This window comes from Actinophytocola sp. (assembly GCF_050699935.1).
Taxonomy (GTDB): domain Bacteria; phylum Actinomycetota; class Actinomycetes; order Mycobacteriales; family Pseudonocardiaceae; genus Actinophytocola.
Genome location: NZ_JBOHGB010000035.1, coordinates 33,394 through 51,505, shown reverse-complemented (window position 1 = coordinate 51,505; position 18,112 = coordinate 33,394). Strand labels below are relative to the sequence as shown.

The window sequence follows — 18,112 nt, the reverse complement described above, 5'->3', positions numbered from 1 at the left end:
CGGGTCGAGTCCGCGGTTGCCGGGTTCGCGGTGCACATGGTGATCTCGGTGGTCGTCGGCGCGCTGTTCGGTGTGCTGGTTCGGCACCAGAGCGCCGGCGCGGGGGAGACGGTGTTCTGGGGCCTGGCCTACGGGATGTTCTGGTGGTACCTCGGCGCGCTGACCCTGTTGCCCTTGTTGCTCGGGGACGAGCTGAGCTGGACCGCGGCGGGTGCGCGGGACGCGTTTCCGAGCCTGATCGGACACCTGCTCTACGGCGCGACGGTCGGTTTCGTTCTCGCCTTCCTGCGGCGGGGCGGCCCGGCGCCGCGGGGCCTCGGCGTCGGTCTGCTGGTGCGTGGTGTGGTCGCCGGGGTGATTCCGGCATTGCTGCTCACCTTGGTCGTCGGCGAGCGCTTCGGGCCGCTCGCCGTCTCCTCGACCATGATGGAGCGGCCGTGGGGCATGGTCGCGGCGGCGGTGTTCGGGTTGGGGATCGTGGCCGGCGTCGGCTTCGCGGTGCTGTACCCGCGCGCGCCGGACGCGTCCGGGCCGTCGCTGGTCCGCGGTGCGGGCTACGGCTTCCTGTTGTGGACTGTGCTCGGGTTGACGATCGTGCCGCTGGTCGAGCGGGGGGAGCTGGCCTGGTCGGCGGAGGCGGTGCGGCGGGTGTTTCCCACGCTGCCGGCGTACCTGTTGCTCGGCGTGGCCGTCGCGCTGGGGTACAACTGGGTGGACCGGTCCTGGCGGCTGCTGTTCACCGCGCCGGTCGAGCGGGCCGCGACCGACGAGGGCGTCGGTGCCAGGACGCTGCGCGCGGTCGGCCGGGGTGCGGTCGCCGGTGGCGTCGGTGGCCTCCTGTTCACCGTGGTGATGGCGCAGATCGGGTTCTTCCCCACGGTCGCCGGGTTGGTCGGCGCCAGCTCCGCGACGACCGGGCTCATCGTGCACCTCATGATCTCGCTGATCATCGGTGCCTCGTACGGCCTGCTGTTTCGCAGGCAGACTCACGACGCCTCGTCCGCACTGGGGTGGGGGACCGCGTACGGCTTCCTGTGGTGGGTGCTCGGCGCACTGACCCTGCTGCCGGTGTTTCTCGGCGGTGATCCGACGTGGAACGCGGATCAGGTCGCGAGCACCTTTCCCAGCCTGGTCGGCCACCTCGCGTACGGCACCGGCCTCGGGCTGACGTTCTACCTGCTCGAGGTCCGCTACGACCCGTGGTGGCTGCCGCGCAGCGCGGCGCTGTCCGCACGGGTGGCCGCACGTCGCGCGGCGCTGGAGAGCTCCGCGCCCGCGGTGTGGACCCTGGTGGTGCTGATGGCGTTCACTGTCACGGTCGCCGTCGGCGGCCAGTGATTCCGGCGATCGCGAGTCCGACGCCGACGACCGTGCCGGTCGCGATGCTGGCGAGGGTTTCGGTGAGTGCGGTGGGGATGCCGAACAGGGTGGGGCCGGCCAGCGCGTCTCCGGTGGCGAGCAGCAGGGTGGTGACGCCGGCGAGGGCGGCGCTGCCCGCGGTGGTCGCGAGCGCGGTGCCGACGGGTAGGGCCCGCCCGGCCCGCAGTCGCCGGCCGACCGGCCAGGCCGCGGCGACCAGGGCCGGCGCGAAGTGGTAGGTCGTGGTCGGGTTGCCGGTGGCCGCGACGAACCAGCCGACGGTCACCGCGAGGGTGACCACCAGGCCGGCCCACCAGGGTCCGGTCGCGGCGGCCGCGATGTCCTTCGGGTCGAGGTCGTCGAGCAGGTCCGGCGCGTGGTCGCGCACGGCGTCGAGTACGTCGGCGGCGCGGGGGTTGACCATCCCGTGGTCGCCGGTGTGGTTGCTGATGACGACGGTGGGCACGGTCTCGTTGCCGTTGGCGATGGAACGGACCGTCGCGGCCGCGGCGGGGTCCTCCCAGATGTTGACCTTGCGGATGGGTAGGCCGGTCCGGCCGAGGTCGCCGAGCAGCCGCGAGCAGTACGGGCAGCCGGGGCGCCAGTAGACGGTGGTGGCGTGCTGTGCGGTCATGATGCCTTCATGATGCTCTGGTGGGGCGATGACCGGTGTGCACGGCCATCAAGTCGGCATGGTCCGTGTCCGTCCTCGTGTCGTCGCCTTCACTGTCACGGCGCCACCGCGCCGGGCTCACCACCGGTTGGGCCAGCCGCCTGGAAGGCCACCACGCCACCATCTTCGCACCGGCCGACGTGATCGGAGCCGACCTGGTCGATGTCGCCGACGGCCTCCTCACCCCCCACACGGCTGCGCGTGGCGGAAGCCCAGACGCGGACCGCTCAGGCGCAGGGGAACCACTGTGCGGCGGTGGTGGCGCGGGCGCGCTGCTCGGTGAACCGCCGGCGTACCTCGTCGATGGCGGCGCGAAGCGGGAAGATGTCTCTGGTGACGAGCTGGTCGTCGTGGTCGGCGCTGACCGGGTGCCAGTAGACGCCGTCGGTGGTGATGGTGACCTCCGGGATGAGCGACTCGAGGGTCAGCTCCAGGCCGTGGTCGGCCACTCCGCGGTGGGCGAGCGCGCGGATCACCTGGTCCTCGCGGGCGACGCCGAGCGAGTCCAGGAACGTGTGGAACGGTTGCAGCTGCGGGGTTTGCTCGGGCGGCAGGGTGGCGGCCACGCGTACCCGGTAGCCGTGCTCGCGCGCGGTGCGGATGCCGGCTACGGCACGAGCCCAGCTGCCGCGGCCCCGGTGCCGGTCGTGCGGCTCCGGGGTGGCCGAGTCGAGGCTGATCTGCAGCGCGAGCCGGGTGGGGTCCATGCGGCGCAGCGCCTCCAGCCGGCGGCCGCGGAAGAGCATTCCGTTGGTGAGCAACGTCGTGGGCAACGCGGCGGTGCACGTGGCCACCAGCTCATCGATGTCCGGCAGCAGGAACGGCTCGCCACCGGTGAGAATCAGCTCGGTGACGCCGGCGTCGACGGCCTCGGCGGCCAGCCGGCGCACCCGGTCGGCGCCGAACGCGCGGCGGGCCGCCTGTGGCGAGGATCGTGCGCAGCAGTAGTCGCAGGCGAGGTTGCAGTCGAAGTTGGTGTACAGCCACACCCGGGTGCCGGGTACCTGAGCCGGGTCCAGCTCGGCGATCGGGTCGGGCAGCCGGCCCCGCCGCACGGTCGCCACGCCGTCGCGCACCTCGACCAGCTCGTTGCCGGTGCGCGCGCACCACGCGGCGACCGCGTCGGGATCGGCCGGGTCGACCGGCACGGACACGGTGGCGCCGCGTGCGACCGCGCCGATCCGCTCGACCAGGTCGAGCACCCACCGGTGGTTCACCATCGTGCGGGGATTTGCTGTTCCCGCACCGCTTCGAACAGTGAGGCGTAGCCGTCCAGGTGGGGCGGGACCCACTTCCTGAGGCCTTCCATCTCCAGGATCGTCCGGTGGTCCGGGTTGTCCCAGTCCATCGCCAGCAACTGCTCGACCCACGGGGTCGCCCGGTCGTCGGTCAGCCGGGGGAGAGCGGTGAAGTTGCAGTGCGAGTAGGCCGGCGAGGTCCAGAGCACCTCGAACGCGCCCGGCATCAGCTCGTCGCGGCCGATCGCCTCCCAGGTGTTGATCCCGATGGCGGCGGCGTCGGCCCGGTCGTCGAGGACCGCGCGCAGCGCGTCCAGCTCGCTGCGCCCGGTGTCCCCGTGCTTGCCGACATCGCTGTTGATCCGTACGAGCGTCACCTCGTCCGGTCCGAGCCCGGCCTGGCCGAGGTAGTGCACCGGCAGGATCGCGGCCTGGGCGGAGTCCTTGGAGCCGAGCGCCAGCCGCCGGCCGCGCAGGCTCGCCAGGCCGTCGAGCCCGCTGCCCGAGCGTGTCACGAACAGCGTGCGGAACACCGTGTCGGTGTCCCGCATGGCCAACGCGCGGCAGTCGCCGTCGGTCTGGGCGACCGTCCGCACCCACGCCAGGTTGGTGTTCCAGGCGATGTCGATCGTGCCGTCGGCCAGCGCGTCGACCTGCCGGCCGTAGTTGGAGAACAGCACGAAGTCCATCTCCGCGGGGCCACCGGCGAAGTAGTCGCGGATGCCCTCCCAGATGGTCACCACGTTCGGGGTGTAGGCAACCGCACCCACCAGCAGCGGCTTGTTCACATCGCCTCCCAGGACGGCCTTCTAGAACAGGGGTTGTCCGGTGATCGCCTTGCCGTAGAAGTCGTACAGCACATCCGCCGTGGGGGCCATCACGTGGCCGGCCCGGGCGTCCCGGAAGAACCGGTCGATCCGCAGGTGCTCGGAGAACGCCGCGCCGCCGCACACCCGCATCGCGGCGTCCGTGATGGACAGTGCCGCGTCGTTGGCCGCGGCCTTGATGCCCAGCACGTGCAGCACGGTGTCCTCGGCCGGCTCGGCGATCCGTGCGGCGGCCTGGGTGAGGTAGGCGTCGGTGGCCGCGAGCTGGATCGACATCCTGGCCAGCTGGGCGCGGATGGTGGGCAGCGCGGACAGGCTCTGGTCGAGATGTTCCAGCTGCGCGGCGCTGGTGTGCCGGACGGCGGCATCGACCGCCGCGCGGGCGAGGCCGAGCGAGACCGCCGCGTTGCCCAGGTTGAACCACGGCATCACGGTCTGCAGCATCAGGTCGAACCCGGAGCCGGCCGCGCCGAGCCGGTACCCGTCGGGCACCTCCGTGTCGAAGGTCATGGGGGAGGAGGCGTTGCCCCGCATGCCGAGCCCGTGCCACCGGTCGGCCACCTCGACACCCGGATGCCCCGCCGGCACGGCGAACACGTCGATGGTGTCCGCCCCGGGCGTCAGCGTCGAGGTGACGTAGACGTCGGCGTGGCCGGCGGAGGTCACCCAGCTCTTGCGAGCCCGCAACCGCACATCGGCGCCGTCGTGCGAAGCCTGGGACACCGGCGCCCAGAAATGCGACCGCGAGCCGGGCTCGGAGAACGCCAGCGAGCCCAGCACCTGCCCGCCGGCCAGCTCCTCGACCAGCTTGGGCAGCCCGGGCGGGGGTGCCGCGGCCACCGACATGGCGGCGCTGACGTGCATCAGGTAGACCATCGCGGTCGACCCGCACGCCCCGGCGAGCGCGCCTACCACCTCGGTCAGCTCGCGCGGCCCGCCACCGAGCCCGCCGACGTCGGTGGGCAGGGTCAGCCCGAGCAGGCCGGACTCGCGCAGCGCGGCGATGGCCTCGTCGGGGAACCTGGCGTCGGCATCGACCGCGCGTGCGGTCTCGCCGGTCACGGCGAGCACCGGTTCGAGGCGTGCGGAGAGGTCCACGGGTTTTCCCTTTCGGTCAGGGGGAGGTTTCTCGAAGGGTCGTCGCACTCCTTTCGACACGGACCATGCAAGTGCATCGACCGGGGCCGCACAATTCGCCGACGCCTTACGGACTGCTTACGTGGCAGGCGACCTCGCGCGACGACGTCAACCCAGTAGTCGGTCATGTGCCGCTGTGTTAGTGTCGGCTCGTGACTGCCGGGTCGGCCAAGCGCCATGAGCTAGTGAGGTTCCCGGCCACGACGTGATGGCCGGGCGGGCCAGGGCTCCGCCCCTCTCTTCTTCTTCACGCGATGCCAGTTGTGGCTTTCGTGTCTCCGGTTTCCCTTGTCAGTGAACGGGTTGTGGCGTGCCATGAGGTCGCGCCGCCCGTCGATTCATGCTGTCCACAAGAGACTGTCCTGATAGGAAAGAAGAGCATGCCCCCGGATTTCGACCAGCAGATCGTCGACGAGTTTCGCGCCAACCAGGGCCGGGTCGGCCTGTTCGAGGGCGCCCGGCTGATCCTGCTGACCACCACCGGCGCGCGGACCGGCGCCCGCCACACCACACCGGTCGGCTACCTACCCGACGGCGACCGGATCCTGGTCATCGCCTCGGCCGGTGGCGCGCCGCGGCATCCGGACTGGTTCCACAACCTGGTGGCCCAGCCGCGGGTGACAGTCGAGGACGGGGCCTTCACCTACGACGCCCGAGCCGTCGTCGTCGACGGCGCCGAGCGCGACCGGATCTTCGCCCGTGCGGCCGAGGCCGACCCGGGGTGGGGTGACTACCAGGCCAAGATCACTCGGGTGATCCCGGTAGTGGCCCTGCACGAGATCCCCGGCCCGCCGAACGTGGGCGCGGCGTCGATGGGCGCGGCACTCAAGGCGATCCACGACGCGTTTCGCCGCGAGCTCGCGCTGATCCGCAAGGAGGTCGCGGAGTCCGGACCAGGCATCGGGGCACAGTTGCGAATCAACTGCCTCACCGTGTGCCAGGGCCTGCGCCATCACCACACCATCGAGGACGAGACGATGTTCCCCACCCTCGACGAGCGGCATCCCGAGCTGGCCGAGCCCCTGGCCCTGCTGCGCGCGGAGCACCGGACGATCGCGCGGCTGCTCGACGACCTCCAGACCCTCCTCGCCGACGGTGCTGATCACGGTGCCGATCCCGTCGAGCCCGCGGTGCTGCTCGCCGAGGTGGAACGGCTGACCACCGAACTCGAGGACCACCTCGACCACGAGGAGCGGCACCTGATCCCGGTGCTGGACGCGATCACTTCCTAGTGCGGTGGCGGGGAGAAGTCATCCGTACTGCATCTGGCCGAGGGGCGCGACCGGCGGCGCCACCCGGCGCGCGAGGCGCGGCACGCACGCCGAGACGACCGCGCCGAGGAGTGCGACGGCCGCGAACACGCCCACGTTCGCGCCGAGCCCGAACCCGGCCGCGATCAGCAACCCGCCGAGCAGCGGGCCCGAAGCCGCGCCCAGCCTGCCGATCCCGGACGTGAACCCGAGCGCGGTCGCCCGGAAGCCGGCCGGGTAGTGGGTGGCCACGTAGCCGTACACGACGATCTGGTTGCCCACCGACGCGGCGCCCGCGACCGCCACCACGAGGTACACGAGCACGATCGGCAGCGGCATCGCGAGCAGCCCGAGCGAGCCCGCCGCCACGACGAAGAGCACGGTCGCCACCCAGCGCGCGCCGAACCGGTCCGCCAACCCGGAGCCGGCGAGGCCGCCGAGCACGCCGCCGACGTTGAGCGCCAGCAGGAACCCGAGCGCCGAGCCGAGGTCGTGGCCGGCGAGCCGCATGAGCTGGGGCAGCCACGTGTTGAGCCCGAAGACCAGTAGGAACCCGCAGAAGTTGGCCACCGCGAACAGCAGCGCCGACGTCGCCACGTCGCCACGCAGCGGGTTGGCGGGACGCGTGCGGGCGCGGGTGAACTGCGGTGACTCCGGAAGCAGCCACAACGCCAGCGGCACGAGCGTCACCAGCGGCAGCACGCCGAGTCCGAACAGCAGCCGGAAGCCGTACGGCTCGAGCAGCCCGACCGCGAGGATCGCCGCCAGCACCCCGCCGACCGGGAAGCCGGCGAGCATCACGGCGTTGAGCAGGTTCCGCCGCGCGGCGGGCGCCACCTCGACCACGAGCGCGATCGCCGTCGGCGCGATGCCACCGAAGCCGAGCCCGGCGAGGAACCGGAACACGCCGAGCATCTCCGGTCCCGGAGCGAGCGCGGCGCCCAGCATCATCAGCGAGAACCAGGCGAGGCAGCCGATGAACAACCGCCGGCGGCCGAGCACGTCGGTGAGCCAGCCCGCACTGATCGCCCCGACGAGCATGCCCAGCAGCGCATAGCTGCCGATGGCGCCGACCTCGGCCGGGGTGAGGTCCCACCCCGGCTGCGCGAGCAGCGCGGGCACGGCCGACCCGTAGACGATGAGGTCGTAACCGTCGAACACGATCGCGACATGCCATCTCCTCGACAAGCACCGGCCTGGGATGGCCCAGTGTTCCCGCGGATGCTGACAGCTCGGTCGAACCGGCTCCGCAGATCGACAATCGCGGAAGTTAGATTACCCTTACCTACATTCTTGCGTGCGGTGTCCGGTTCGCGTGGTTGTCGAAAGGGAGTGGGTATGGGCTGGTCGAAACGATGGGTCGCGGTGGTGTCCGGCCTGGCGCTGCTCACCGCCGGGTGCGGTGACGCTGCCGGGGACGGGCCGGTGCTGACGCTGTACAACGCGCAGCACGAGGACCTGATGCGGTCGATGGTGGACGGCTTCACCGAGGAGACCGGCATCCGGGTGGAGTTCCGGCAGGGCGCCGACTTCGAGCTGGCCAACCAGATCGTGCAGGAGGGCGATGCGTCGCCCGCGGACGTGTTCGCCACGGAGAACTCGCCGGCGATGAGCCTGGTCGACAGCGAGGGCGGCTTCGCGAGGCTCGACGACGCCACCGTGGCGCAGGTGCCCACCGAATACGTGCCGTCGAGCCGGAACTGGACCGGGTTCGCCGCCCGCGCGACCGTCCTGGTCTACAACACCGACGCCCTGACCGAGGCGGAGCTGCCCAAGTCGATCATGGATCTGGCGCGGCCGGAGTGGCGCGACCGGATCGGGGTGGCCGCCGCGGGCGCGGACTTCCAGGCCATCGTCAGCGCGGTGCTGGAGGTGGAGGGCGAGGCCGCCACCGCGAAGTGGCTGTCCGGCCTGAAGACCAACGCGGGTATCTACGAGCACAACATCGCGACGATGACGGCGGTCAACGCGGGCGAGATCGACGCCGGGGTGATCTACCACTACTACTGGTACAAGGACCAGGCCGAGTCCGGCAAGAACAGTGCCAACACCAAGCTGAAGTACTTCGGCGGCAAGGACCCGGGGGCGTTCCTCAGCGTCTCGGGCATCGGCGTGGTCAAGGCCAGCGACGACCAGCAGAACGCGCAGCGGCTGGTGAAGTACCTGACCAGCGAGGCCGGGCAGCAGATCATGTCCGACGGCGGTGCGCTGGAGTACTCCATCGCCAGCGACGTCGCGCCGAACTCGAAGCTCAAGCCGCTCGCCGAGCTGGACGCGCCGGAGATCGACGTGGCGAAGCTCAACGGCCCGAAGGTGGTCGAGCTGATGCAGAACGCCGGACTGCTGTGAGCCGCGCGTGACGAAGGCGGGCGCGCCATCCACCCGCGAACTCCGGCGGGAGGACCACGGCGGCCGCGCGTGGGGGATGACCTCCATCGGCGCGCTGGTCGCTCTCGTCACGCTGCTCCCGCTCGGGTTCGTCGTCGGCTACACCATCGAGATCGGCTGGGATCAGGCCAGCGCGCTGGTGTTCCGGCCGCGGGTCGGCGAGTTGCTCGGCAACACCGCGCGGCTGGCCGTCGGTGCGATGGTCGCCTGCGCGGTGCTCGGCGTCGCGGCGGCATGGCTCACGGAACGCACGAACGTGCCGGGGCGGCGAGTGCTGTCCGTGCTGCTGGTCGCGCCGCTGGCCATCCCGGCGTTCGTCAACAGCTACGCGTGGGTGTCGCTGGTGCCGTCGGCGACCGGGTACGGCGGCGCGCTGCTGATCGTCACGCTGTCCTACTTCCCGTTCGTCTACCTGCCGGTCGCGGCCGCGTTGCGCGGGCTCGACCCGGCGCTGGAGGAGACCGCGCAGACGCTCGGGCACGGCGCGGTGCGGGCCTTCGTCCGCTGCACGCTGCCGCAGCTGCGGCCCGCGATCCTCGGCGGCTGCCTGCTGGTCGGGCTGCACCTGCTCGCCGAGTTCGGCGCGCTGCAGATGCTGCGGTTCCCGACCTTCACCACGGCGATCTACGACCAGTACCAGTCGACGTTCAGCGGCCCGGCCGCGAACATGCTGGCCAGCGTGCTGGTGCTCTGCTGCCTGGTGTTGCTGGTCGCCGAGCTGGGGCTGCGCGGCCGCACCCGCTACGCGCGGACCGGCAGCGGGGCGGCCCGGGTCATGGTCCGGACGCGGCTGGGCGCCTTCGCGGCACCGGCATGGGTACTGCTCACCGTGCTCGTCCTGCTGGCCGTCGGGGTGCCGGTCGCGAGCCTGGCGTACTGGATGGCCACGGGCAGCTCGGCGGACTTCGACATCGGGCTGCTGGCCGACACGACGGCGACGTCGCTGCGACTCGGGCTGGTCGGCGCGACGGTCACCACGGCCGCCGCGATACCGATCGCCTGGCTGAGCATCCGCCGCCGCGGGTGGCTCAGCACGGCCACGGAGCGCGCCACCTACATCAGCAGCGCGCTGCCCGGGATCGTCGTGGCGCTCGCCCTGGTGACCATCGTCATCCGCGTGCTGCCGGACCTCTACCAGACCACGTCGGTGCTGATCGCGGCGTACGCGATGCTGTTCATCCCGCGAGCCATGGTCAGCCTCCGGGCATCCCTCGCGCAGGCGCCTCCGGTGCTGGAGGACGTCGCCGCCGCGCTGGGCCACAACCGCGTCGGTGTGCTGCGGCGCGTGACGCTGCCGCTCATCGCGCCGGGCCTCGGCGCGGGCGCGGCGCTGGTGTTCCTCGCGGTGGTGACCGAACTGACCGCGACGCTGCTGCTCGCGCCGACCGGGACGGTCACGCTGGCGACGCAGTTCTGGAGCCACAGCAGCAGCGTCGCGTACGCCGCCGCGGCGCCGTACGCGACGATCATGGTGCTGATCTCGGCACCGGCGACGTACCTGCTGACCCGGCAGCTGAACAGGGAGGCGTCTTCGTGACCGAGGTGACCGTCGCCGGGCTGACCAAGGCCTTCGGCTCGACGCGCGTCCTGCACGGCATCGACCTGCGGGTCCCCGAGGGCAGCCTGACCGCCGTGCTCGGCCCGTCCGGCTGCGGGAAGACCACGCTGCTGCGGCTCATCGCCGGTTTCGCCGACCCGGACGGCGGGACCATCGCGTTCGGCGAGCAGGAGGTGTTCGGACCACGCCGCACCGTCGCACCGCGGCACCGACGCGTCGGTTACGTCGCGCAGGAGGGCGCGCTGTTCCCGCATCTGTCGGTCGCCGCGAACATCACCTTCGGCCTGCCGCGCCGTCAGCGGCGGGCCGGGAAGCGGGTGAGCGAACTGCTCGACCTGGTAGGGCTGCCCGCGGAGTTCGCCCGGCGCCACCCGCACGAGCTCTCCGGCGGCCAGCAGCAACGCGTCGCGCTGGCCCGCGCGCTGGCTCCCGAACCGGCCGTCGTGCTGCTCGACGAGCCGTTCTCGTCGCTCGACGCGGGCCTGCGCGAGTCGACCCGGCGAGCGGTGCGCGGCGCGCTGCTGGCCACCGCGGCGACCGCGATCCTGGTGACCCACGACCAGGCCGAAGCTCTCTCGCTGGCCGACCAGGTCGGGGTCATGCGGCACGGCAGGCTCGCACAGTTCGGGCCGCCCGCGGAGCTGTACCGCACTCCGGCCGACACCGACACGGCGCGGTTCCTCGGCGAGGCCGTGCTGCTGCCGGCCACCGTGCGCGACGGCGTCGCCGAGTGCGTCCTCGGGCCGGTGCCGGTCGTGTCCGCCACCACCGAAGGCTCCGCACGGCTGCTGCTGCGGCCCGAGCAGCTGATCCTGTGCGACGACGGTGTGCCAGCCCGGATCCGCGACGTCAGCTACTTCGGCCATGACGCCACGGTGCGGCTCGACGTGCTGCCGGACCGGGTGCCGGTCACCGCTCGGATCGCCGGACACCGTGCGTCGGCCGTCGACGGCGAGGTCCGCATCAAGGTCGACGGCCACGGGGTCGCCTATCCGGCCGCGTGACCCCGGCGACGGATCAGCTCCAAGGTCTACAACTCGCGCTTGATCGTAGGTTAGTCTTACCTTCATTAGGTTATGCTCACCTGCGGGGAGGGGAGCTGACGCGGCCGACCCTGAGAGATCATCACCGTGAGCCTTGAGCTGAGCCTGCCGGCCACCACGGGTGTCCCGTTCGCCCGAGAGCTCCGGTCGCACGGCGGGCGAATCGCGGTGGCCGGCTCGCAGGGTGTGCTGACCTACACCGAGCTGGCCGACCGGGTCGACGCCGTCGCCGCGGAGCTGGGGTCCGGGCGCAAACTGGTGCTGCTGGCCGCCCGCAACGACCTCGACTCACTCGTGACCTACCTCGCCGCGCTGGCCGGCGGGCATCCCATCGTGCTGACGGGTGCGGACGACCCCGCGTCGTCGCGGGAACTGGCGGCGGCCTACGACCCGGACGTTCTCGCGGGCGCGTCCGGGCTCGAGGTCCGGCGCAGTGAATCGGCCCACGAGCCGCATCCCGAGCTCGCGGTGTTGCTTTCGACGTCCGGGTCGACGGGCTCGCGCAAGCTGGTGCGGCTCTCCGCCGAGAACCTCCAGTCCAACGCCGGCGCGATCGGTCAGTACCTCGGCATCCGGCCGGACGACCGCGCGCCGACCACGCTGCCCATGCAGTACTGCTACGGCCTGTCGGTGATCAACAGCAACCTGCTGGCCGGCGCCGGGCTCCTGCTCACCGACGCCTCGGTGGTCGACGAGGACTTCTGGGAGTTCCTGCGCGCCCACGGCGGTACCAGCCTGCACGGCGTGCCGTACACGTTCGAGCTGCTGGAAAGCAGCGGGTTCGCCGACCTCGCGCTGCCCAGCCTGCGCTACGTCACGCAGGCCGGTGGCAAGCTGGCGCCGGAGCGAGTGCGGGCGTTCGCCGAACTCGGGCGGCGGCACGGCTGGCGGCTGTTCGTGATGTACGGCCAGACCGAGGCGACGGCCCGCATGGGTTACCTCGACCCCGAACTGGCGGCCACGCGGCCGGACGCGGTCGGCGGGCCGATCCCCGGCGGGTCGTTCGAGATCGCCGGTGGCGGCGACGAGGGCGAACTGCTCTACCGCGGGCCGAACGTCATGCTGGGCTACGCCACGTCGCCCGCGGACCTCGCCGCGGGCCGCACGGCGGACGTCCTGGCGACCGGCGACCTCGCGCGGCGCGGGCCGGACGGGCTGTGGGAGATCACCGGACGGGTCAGCCGCTTCGTCAAGATCTGTGGCCTGCGGGTCGACCTCGACGGGCTCGAGCGCGGCCTGGCCGCCGGCGGCCTGCGCGCCGCCTGCACCGGCGACGACCAACGGCTCGTCATCGGACTCGAAACCCCACAGGCGTCCAGTGAGACGGAGCCCGAGACGGAACCCGAGGTGGTGCGGCGGCGGATCGCGCGGCAGCTCGGACTGCCGGACGACCGGGTGCTGGTGCTGGCGCGGCCCGAGCTGCCGCGCACCGCGAACGGCAAGGTCGACTATCCCGCCCTGCGAGCCGCGGTTCCCCCGGTCGTGACGCCGCGGGTCCGAAGGCGCGAGACGGTCCGCCGGGTGTACGCCCGCGTGCTGCACCTCGAACCCGCGACCGTGCGGGACGACGACACCTTCGTCGGTCTGGGCGGGGATTCCCTCCACTACGTGCAAGCCGCACTGCGACTGGAACGCCTGCTGGGCGACCTGCCCGCGACGTGGCCGACGACCACGGTGGCCGAGCTCGAGCGACGCGCGCCCCGGCGCGGTCTGTTCGCCGCGGTGGAGACGAGCATCGTCCTGCGTGCACTGGCCATCCTGTTGGTGATCGGCACCCACCTGGGCCTGTACCACCTGATGGGCGGCGCGCATCTGCTCCTGGTGTTGGCGGGCTGGAGCTTCGGACGGTTCTGCGTGCCGCGTGGAGAGGCCGAGGGCGCGCCGAGCCGCCGCATCGCGCGCAGCATGCTGCGCGTCGCCGTGCCCAGCATGCTCTGGATCGCGTGGCGGGCCACGAGCCAGTGGGACACCGGCGTGGTCAGCGCGCTGCTGGTCAGCGGCTACGTCGGCAAGCCGTGGACCATCGCGTACTGGTACATCGAGGTGCTGGTGCACATCCTGCTGGCGCTGAGCCTGCTGTTCGCGGTGCCGGCGGTGCGCCGGTTCGACCAGCGGCACCGGCTCGCGCTACCGCTGTTGGTGCTGGCCGCCGGGTGCGTGCTGCGCCTGGTCGGGTTCCTGCCGCCCGGCGCGGTCCTGTGGTGGCTGACGCATCAGGTGCTGTGGGTGTTCGCGCTCGGGTGGCTGGCCCAGCGGACCCGGACCGTCACCGAACAACTGCTGGTGCTGGCCGCCGCCGTGGTGATGATGTTCGGTTACTTCACCGACCCGTGGCGCAACAGCGTCGTGCTCGTCGGACTGGCCGCCGTGCTGTTCATCCCGCGGACGCGGCTGCCCCGGCTGCTGGCCCGCCCGATCGGGCTGGTCGCCAGCGCGTCGCTCTACATCTACCTGACCCACTACATGCTGATCCCGCAGGTGCCGGTGGCCGTCGGCTCGTGGCTGGCGACCGGCATCGCCCTGACCATCGGCATCGTGATCTGGCTCGGAGCCGAAGCGGCCACCCGCGGCGCCCGCGACCTCCTGCGGTCTGCTCGGTGGGGGGAGTGGCCGCGGACCTCGACGGCTCTTCGTCGATGAGCCTGGGCGAGCCGCGACGCGTCGTGCGGCTGGTCTCGACCAGCGACACCGTCAGCGAGACCGGCGGGTGTTGAGCCGGGCGGCCTGCCGCGTCAGGTGGCCGACCTCGGCGAGGTTGGGTGCCTTCTGGGCCGCCTCGGCGTACAGCCGTGCCGCCGTCGCCAGGTCGCCGTCGCGCTCGTGGAGGTACGCCGCCACCGCGGCGTGGCGGGGCAGTGAGTCGTCCAGCGCCGCGAGCGCCGCCAGCCCGGCGCGTGGTCCGTCGGCCTCGCCGACGGCCACCGCGCGGTTGAGCCGGACGACCGGGCTGTCGGTCAGGCGCGCGAGCTCGTCGTACCACTCGACGATCTGCACCCAGTCGGTCTCCTCGGCGGTGGGCGCATCGGCGTGGAGTGCCGCGATGGCGGCCTGGGCCTGGAACTCGCCCAGCCGGTCGCGGGCGAGGGCCGCCTGCAGGATCTCGACGCCCTCGGCGATCGACTCGGTGTCCCACCGGCCGCGGTCCTGCTCGGCGAGCGGCACCAGGCTGCCGTCGGGCGTGGTCCGGGCGGCACGCCGGGCGTGGTGGAGCAGCATGAGGGCGAGCAGCCCCGCCACCTCGGGGTGGTCGATCGCGGCCGCGAGCTGCCGGGTGAGCCGGATGGCCTCGGCGGCGAGGTCGACGTCCCCGGAGTAGCCCTCGTTGAAGACCAGGTAGAGGACGCGCAGCACGGTGGCGACGTCGCCGGGCTGGTCGAGCCGCACACCGGAGACGGTGCGCTTGGCCCGGCTGATGCGCTGCGCCATGGTCGCCTCGGGCACCAGGTAGGCCTGGGCGATCTGGCGGGTGGTCAGCCCGCCGACGGCGCGCAGCGTGAGCGCGACCGCGGACGACGGCGTCAGCGACGGGTGGGCGCACAGGAAGTAGAGCTGGAGCGTGTCGTCCACCGCTGGCGCGGGCCCGGGCGCCGGTTCCTCATCGACGAGATCCTCACGCCGACGCCGGGCGGCGTCTGCCCGGGTCGCGTCGAGGAACCGGCGCCAAGCCACGGTGACCAGCCAGCCCTTCGGGTCCCGCGGCGGGTCGGCCTGCCAGACGCGGAGCGCCTCGACCAGCGCGTCCTGCACGGCGTCCTCGGCCGCCGCGAAGTCGGCTCCGCGGCGGACGAGGATCCCGAGCACGCTCGGCGTGAGGCTCCGTAGCAGGACCTCGTTCACCTGAGAGCTCACTCCGTGATGGTGGGCGGCTCGGTCAGGAACGGGCGCACCTCGAGCCACTCGTGGATCGGCTTCCCGCCCGCCCCGGGGGCGGCCGACAGGTCCCCGGCCAGCTCGATCGCACGCTCGTAGCTGTCGACGTCGATCACCATCCAGCCGGCGATGAGGTCCTTGGTCTCGGCGAACGGGCCGTCGGTGACCGGCGGGCGATCCTCGCCGTCGTACCGGACGAACGTCCCCTCGGGGGCGAGCGCCTGACCGTCGACGAACTCGCCGGTCTCCTCGAGCCGAGCCGCGAAGTCGCTCATGTACTTCACGTGAGCCGAGATCTCCTCCGGCGTCCACTGGTCCATCGGCACGTCGTTGACGGCAGCCGGGGCGCCGCGGTAGTGCTTGAGCAGCAGGTACTTGGCCATCGTGGTTCTCCTAGTGCTGGTGCGACCCATTCTGGTCGCATTCACCGCGGGGACGGAGCCGGTCACGGGGTCTCGACATCACCGCCCCATTTTTTTTCGGACGGTTTTCAGACGGTGTCCCGGGCAGGTCGGCGGGCACTGCTCCGACTCGTCGTGCCGGGGGAGGTCGAGGAGACCTGCCGTGCCAGCGTGTGCTCGGCGGCCAGGCGCTGGGCGATCGCTCCACGGACGTGGGGGAGGTCGCGGATGGCGATGTCGGCGGGTTGCACGGTGTGCTGGGCCGGCCAGCGGCGGTAGGTGGCGGCGACCCGGTCCACCCATACGCCGCGCCATCGGGTGGCGAAGGCGGCCAGGAGCGCCGCGTCGGTGGAGCGGGCCACGGCGGGCCAGCCGCCGTGTGCGATGAGGTGCAACCGCCGGTATGTGGTGATCGCGGCCGGGAACGGGAAGTCGTTGCTGCGCACAAAGGTCTCGGCGATGCTGCCGGGCTCGATCCGGCCCGGCGGGTACACGTCTGGTTTCACCCAGGTGGTTCCGTCCGGGTTGCGCCATTCGATCCGTGCGCACGACCACGCCACCGCCGGATCGTCGGCGAGCGGCTCCACGAGCATGGCCAGCCCGCCCGGCTGGTAGTAGTCGTCGTGGTCCATCCCGGCGATCAGGTCGCCGCGGGCGCGGGCGAGGGCGGTGTTGCGGGTCGCGGCGCCGCCGAGCTGCACGCCGAGCGCGTCGTAGTGGATGCGCGGGTCGTCGGGCAGCGACTCGCGCACGGCCGGCTGGGTCCCGTCCTCCTGGACCAGCCACTCCCACTCCCAACCCGGCGCGAGCACCTGGCGTTCCAGCGAACGCCACAGCGCCCTGACGTGGGTGGCGTTGTGCGCCTGCGTCGGGGTGATGACCGAAACCAGCGGCATCCGGCCACTCTGCCACGCGGGCCGGCACCGCTCCTGCCGAGTACGCGGGAATGCCTGGCCTTATCCGAGCAGACACTATAATATACTGTTAGTCGGACAAACGAGGGGGTTCTACGTGCAGAACGATCTCGGGCAGGACAGTGGTTGGGCGTCGCGCCGTGAGGGACAGCGGCTGGCGTACCGGTCCGAGCGGGTCGCGAATGCCATGACCCTCGTTCGTCGGTCGACTCTCATAGTGCCGGCGAATGTTCCGCGCTTCGTGGAGAAGGCGCACCTGCGCGGGGCGGATGCGGTGATGCTCGACCTGGAGGATGCGGTTCCCGATGATGAGAAGGCCGCGGCGCGAGAAATGGCCAGGGAGGCGATTTCGCACGTCGGTCGCGGGGGAGCCGATATTCTCGTCCGTGTCAACAAGCCGTTCGAACTGGCGGTCCGCGACCTCGATGCCGTGGTTTGTCAGGGTCTGACCGGAATCTTCTTCCCGAAGGTGGAATCCGCCCGGGAGGTAATGATTCTCGATGCGCTGATCGCGGAGCGAGAACTGAAGGCAGGACTTCCGCTCGGCACCTTGCAGCTAGGTCTGCCGGTTGAAGGCGCCGTCGGACTGACGAACGCGGTGTCAATTGCCACGGCCAGTGAACGTATCGTCTCCATGACATTCGGATCGGAGGACGTCACACTCGAGCTGGGAATCGAGCCCACCGCCGAAGGCAGGGAGCGATTCTACGGAAATGCACGCATGGTCATGGTCGCGGCACACGCCGGAATTCAGGCTCATGGCCGGCTCGGAAATGTCGCCGACTATACCAACCTGGACGCCTGGGCATCGACCATCCGCGACGCCAAGAGCTTCGGCTTCAAGGGGTCCACGGCCATTCACCCGGACCAGATCCCGATCCTCAACCGCGAGTTCTCACTCGATGAGGCCGAGATCGACCATGCCCGCCGGGTGATCACCACATACGAGGAAGCGGAGTCGCGCGGGCGAGCGTCGGCCACTCTGGACGGCAAGATGATCGACATCCCCACGGCCAAGCGTGCCCGCCTGATCTTGATGCGGGCCGACGCGATAGCGCGCAAGGACACGGCGCATGCGGGAGTTTGATCAACCGCCTGGCCCAGACACGACGTTGATGCGGCCAGTTTGCCCAGGTGAGGGCCTTGACAAGTCACTGAACTAATATAGTATATAGAAGACTGCTGTATTCTGGTCGTCCGGTGAGTCCAGCCGACGCCGCCGGCAAGGGGAGGGTGGCAGATGTCGACACCCGCAACGAGGCGGACGACCTCGGACCGGTCGGCCACCCTCCGCGGTCCCCACTCGACGGTTGCCCGCTCGGACGGCAGCCAGGAGACAAGTCGAAGCCCGTGCACCTCTGATCGACCACACAGGTACGCGCCGGGTTCGTCCGCGCGGCGTGCGACCGTCGAACCGCACCTGCGCAGCCGTGTGCGGCACAAGTAGGCGGCCA

At 71.4% G+C, this 18,112-nt stretch carries 15 protein-coding genes; 7 read left to right on the top strand and 8 right to left on the bottom strand.

Annotated elements, in window-relative coordinates:
- On the top strand, positions 1 to 1,338 hold a 1,338-nt coding region (locus ACRDTB_RS14475; RefSeq protein WP_431430747.1), incomplete at its 5' end, for a hypothetical protein.
- Here ACRDTB_RS14475 and ACRDTB_RS14470 read toward each other — a convergent pair.
- From ACRDTB_RS14470 to fadE16, 4 genes are all read right to left on the bottom strand, one after another.
- On the bottom strand, positions 1,313 to 1,993 hold the full coding sequence (locus tag ACRDTB_RS14470; RefSeq protein WP_431430746.1) for a glutaredoxin domain-containing protein: 681 nt from the start codon (positions 1,991 to 1,993) through the stop codon (positions 1,313 to 1,315). The genes ACRDTB_RS14475 and ACRDTB_RS14470 overlap by 26 nt on opposite strands.
- A gap of 266 nt (positions 1,994 to 2,259) precedes the next feature.
- Positions 2,260 to 3,252: an Rv1681 family radical SAM protein gene (locus ACRDTB_RS14465; protein WP_431430745.1), complete on the bottom strand. Its 993-nt coding sequence runs from the start codon at positions 3,250 to 3,252 to the stop codon at positions 2,260 to 2,262.
- Entirely contained in the window at positions 3,246 to 4,058 is an 813-nt protein-coding gene (locus tag ACRDTB_RS14460) for an Rv1680 family SBP-like protein (RefSeq protein WP_431430743.1), read from the bottom strand. The genes ACRDTB_RS14465 and ACRDTB_RS14460 overlap by 7 nt, the downstream gene beginning before the upstream one ends.
- Before the next feature lie 21 nt (positions 4,059 to 4,079).
- On the bottom strand, positions 4,080 to 5,195 hold the full coding sequence (gene fadE16, locus ACRDTB_RS14455; protein WP_431430742.1) for an Rv1679 family acyl-CoA dehydrogenase: 1,116 nt from the start codon (positions 5,193 to 5,195) through the stop codon (positions 4,080 to 4,082).
- Between the two features lie 419 nt (positions 5,196 to 5,614).
- Here fadE16 and ACRDTB_RS14450 point away from each other — a divergent pair, with 419 nt between their 5' ends.
- Positions 5,615 to 6,466 carry a nitroreductase/quinone reductase family protein gene (locus ACRDTB_RS14450; RefSeq protein WP_431430741.1) on the top strand — a complete coding sequence of 284 codons (852 nt, stop codon included), beginning with the start codon at positions 5,615 to 5,617 and terminating at the stop codon, positions 6,464 to 6,466.
- Between the two features lie 18 nt (positions 6,467 to 6,484).
- Here ACRDTB_RS14450 and ACRDTB_RS14445 read toward each other — a convergent pair whose 3' ends face one another.
- Complete coding sequence (locus ACRDTB_RS14445; RefSeq protein ID WP_431430740.1) at positions 6,485 to 7,645, bottom strand: MFS transporter; 1,161 nt, start codon at positions 7,643 to 7,645, stop codon at positions 6,485 to 6,487.
- A 177-nt stretch (positions 7,646 to 7,822) separates the two neighbouring features.
- On the opposite strand from ACRDTB_RS14445, the gene ACRDTB_RS14440 reads away from it, so the two are divergent.
- The 4 genes from ACRDTB_RS14440 to ACRDTB_RS14425 all read left to right on the top strand — a co-directional run bounded on the left by ACRDTB_RS14440 (position 7,823) and on the right by ACRDTB_RS14425 (position 14,113).
- Complete coding sequence (locus ACRDTB_RS14440; RefSeq protein WP_431430739.1) at positions 7,823 to 8,833, top strand: iron ABC transporter substrate-binding protein; 1,011 nt, start codon at positions 7,823 to 7,825, stop codon at positions 8,831 to 8,833.
- Between the two features lie 7 nt (positions 8,834 to 8,840).
- Positions 8,841 to 10,409, top strand: coding sequence for an ABC transporter permease (locus ACRDTB_RS14435; protein WP_431430737.1), 1,569 nt, complete (start codon positions 8,841 to 8,843; stop codon positions 10,407 to 10,409).
- Complete coding sequence (locus ACRDTB_RS14430) at positions 10,406 to 11,434, top strand: ABC transporter ATP-binding protein (RefSeq protein WP_431430736.1); 1,029 nt, start codon at positions 10,406 to 10,408, stop codon at positions 11,432 to 11,434. The genes ACRDTB_RS14435 and ACRDTB_RS14430 overlap by 4 nt, the downstream gene beginning before the upstream one ends.
- Positions 11,435 to 11,560: 126 nt before the next feature.
- Positions 11,561 to 14,113 (top strand): AMP-binding protein, encoded by a 2,553-nt coding sequence (locus tag ACRDTB_RS14425; RefSeq protein ID WP_431430735.1) that lies wholly within the window; start codon positions 11,561 to 11,563, stop codon positions 14,111 to 14,113.
- 51 nt (positions 14,114 to 14,164) lie between these two features.
- Here the strand turns inward: ACRDTB_RS14425 and ACRDTB_RS14420 are convergent, their stop codons facing one another.
- The 3 genes from ACRDTB_RS14420 to ACRDTB_RS14410 form a co-directional block, all read right to left on the bottom strand.
- Complete coding sequence (locus tag ACRDTB_RS14420) at positions 14,165 to 15,310, bottom strand: RNA polymerase sigma factor (RefSeq protein WP_431430751.1); 1,146 nt, start codon at positions 15,308 to 15,310, stop codon at positions 14,165 to 14,167.
- An 8-nt stretch (positions 15,311 to 15,318) separates the two neighbouring features.
- Complete coding sequence (locus ACRDTB_RS14415; protein ID WP_431430733.1) at positions 15,319 to 15,726, bottom strand: YciI family protein; 408 nt, start codon at positions 15,724 to 15,726, stop codon at positions 15,319 to 15,321.
- Positions 15,727 to 15,833: 107 nt separating this feature from the next.
- Entirely contained in the window at positions 15,834 to 16,640 is an 807-nt protein-coding gene (locus ACRDTB_RS14410) for a glycosyltransferase family 2 protein (protein WP_431430732.1), read from the bottom strand.
- A 115-nt stretch (positions 16,641 to 16,755) separates the two neighbouring features.
- Between ACRDTB_RS14410 and ACRDTB_RS14405 the strand changes: the two genes are divergently transcribed.
- The gene (locus tag ACRDTB_RS14405) at positions 16,756 to 17,745 is read left to right on the top strand and encodes an HpcH/HpaI aldolase/citrate lyase family protein (RefSeq protein WP_431430731.1); all 990 of its coding nucleotides are present in this window, start codon (positions 16,756 to 16,758) and stop codon (positions 17,743 to 17,745) included.
- Positions 17,746 to 18,112: the final 367 nt, after the last annotated feature.

What these genes read in the sequence shown, in the direction of transcription:
- ACRDTB_RS14440 (WP_431430739.1), top strand. Translation starts at nt 7,823, where the DNA reads ATGGGCTGGTCGAAACGATGGGTCGCGGTGGTGTCCGGCCTGGCGCTG.
- ACRDTB_RS14415 (WP_431430733.1), bottom strand. Translation starts at nt 15,726, where the DNA reads ATGGCCAAGTACCTGCTGCTCAAGCACTACCGCGGCGCCCCGGCTGCC.
- ACRDTB_RS14470 (WP_431430746.1), bottom strand. Translation starts at nt 1,993, where the DNA reads ATGACCGCACAGCACGCCACCACCGTCTACTGGCGCCCCGGCTGCCCG.
- ACRDTB_RS14465 (WP_431430745.1), bottom strand. Translation starts at nt 3,252, where the DNA reads ATGGTGAACCACCGGTGGGTGCTCGACCTGGTCGAGCGGATCGGCGCG.
- ACRDTB_RS14450 (WP_431430741.1), top strand. Translation starts at nt 5,615, where the DNA reads ATGCCCCCGGATTTCGACCAGCAGATCGTCGACGAGTTTCGCGCCAAC.
- ACRDTB_RS14410 (WP_431430732.1), bottom strand. Translation starts at nt 16,640, where the DNA reads ATGCCGCTGGTTTCGGTCATCACCCCGACGCAGGCGCACAACGCCACC.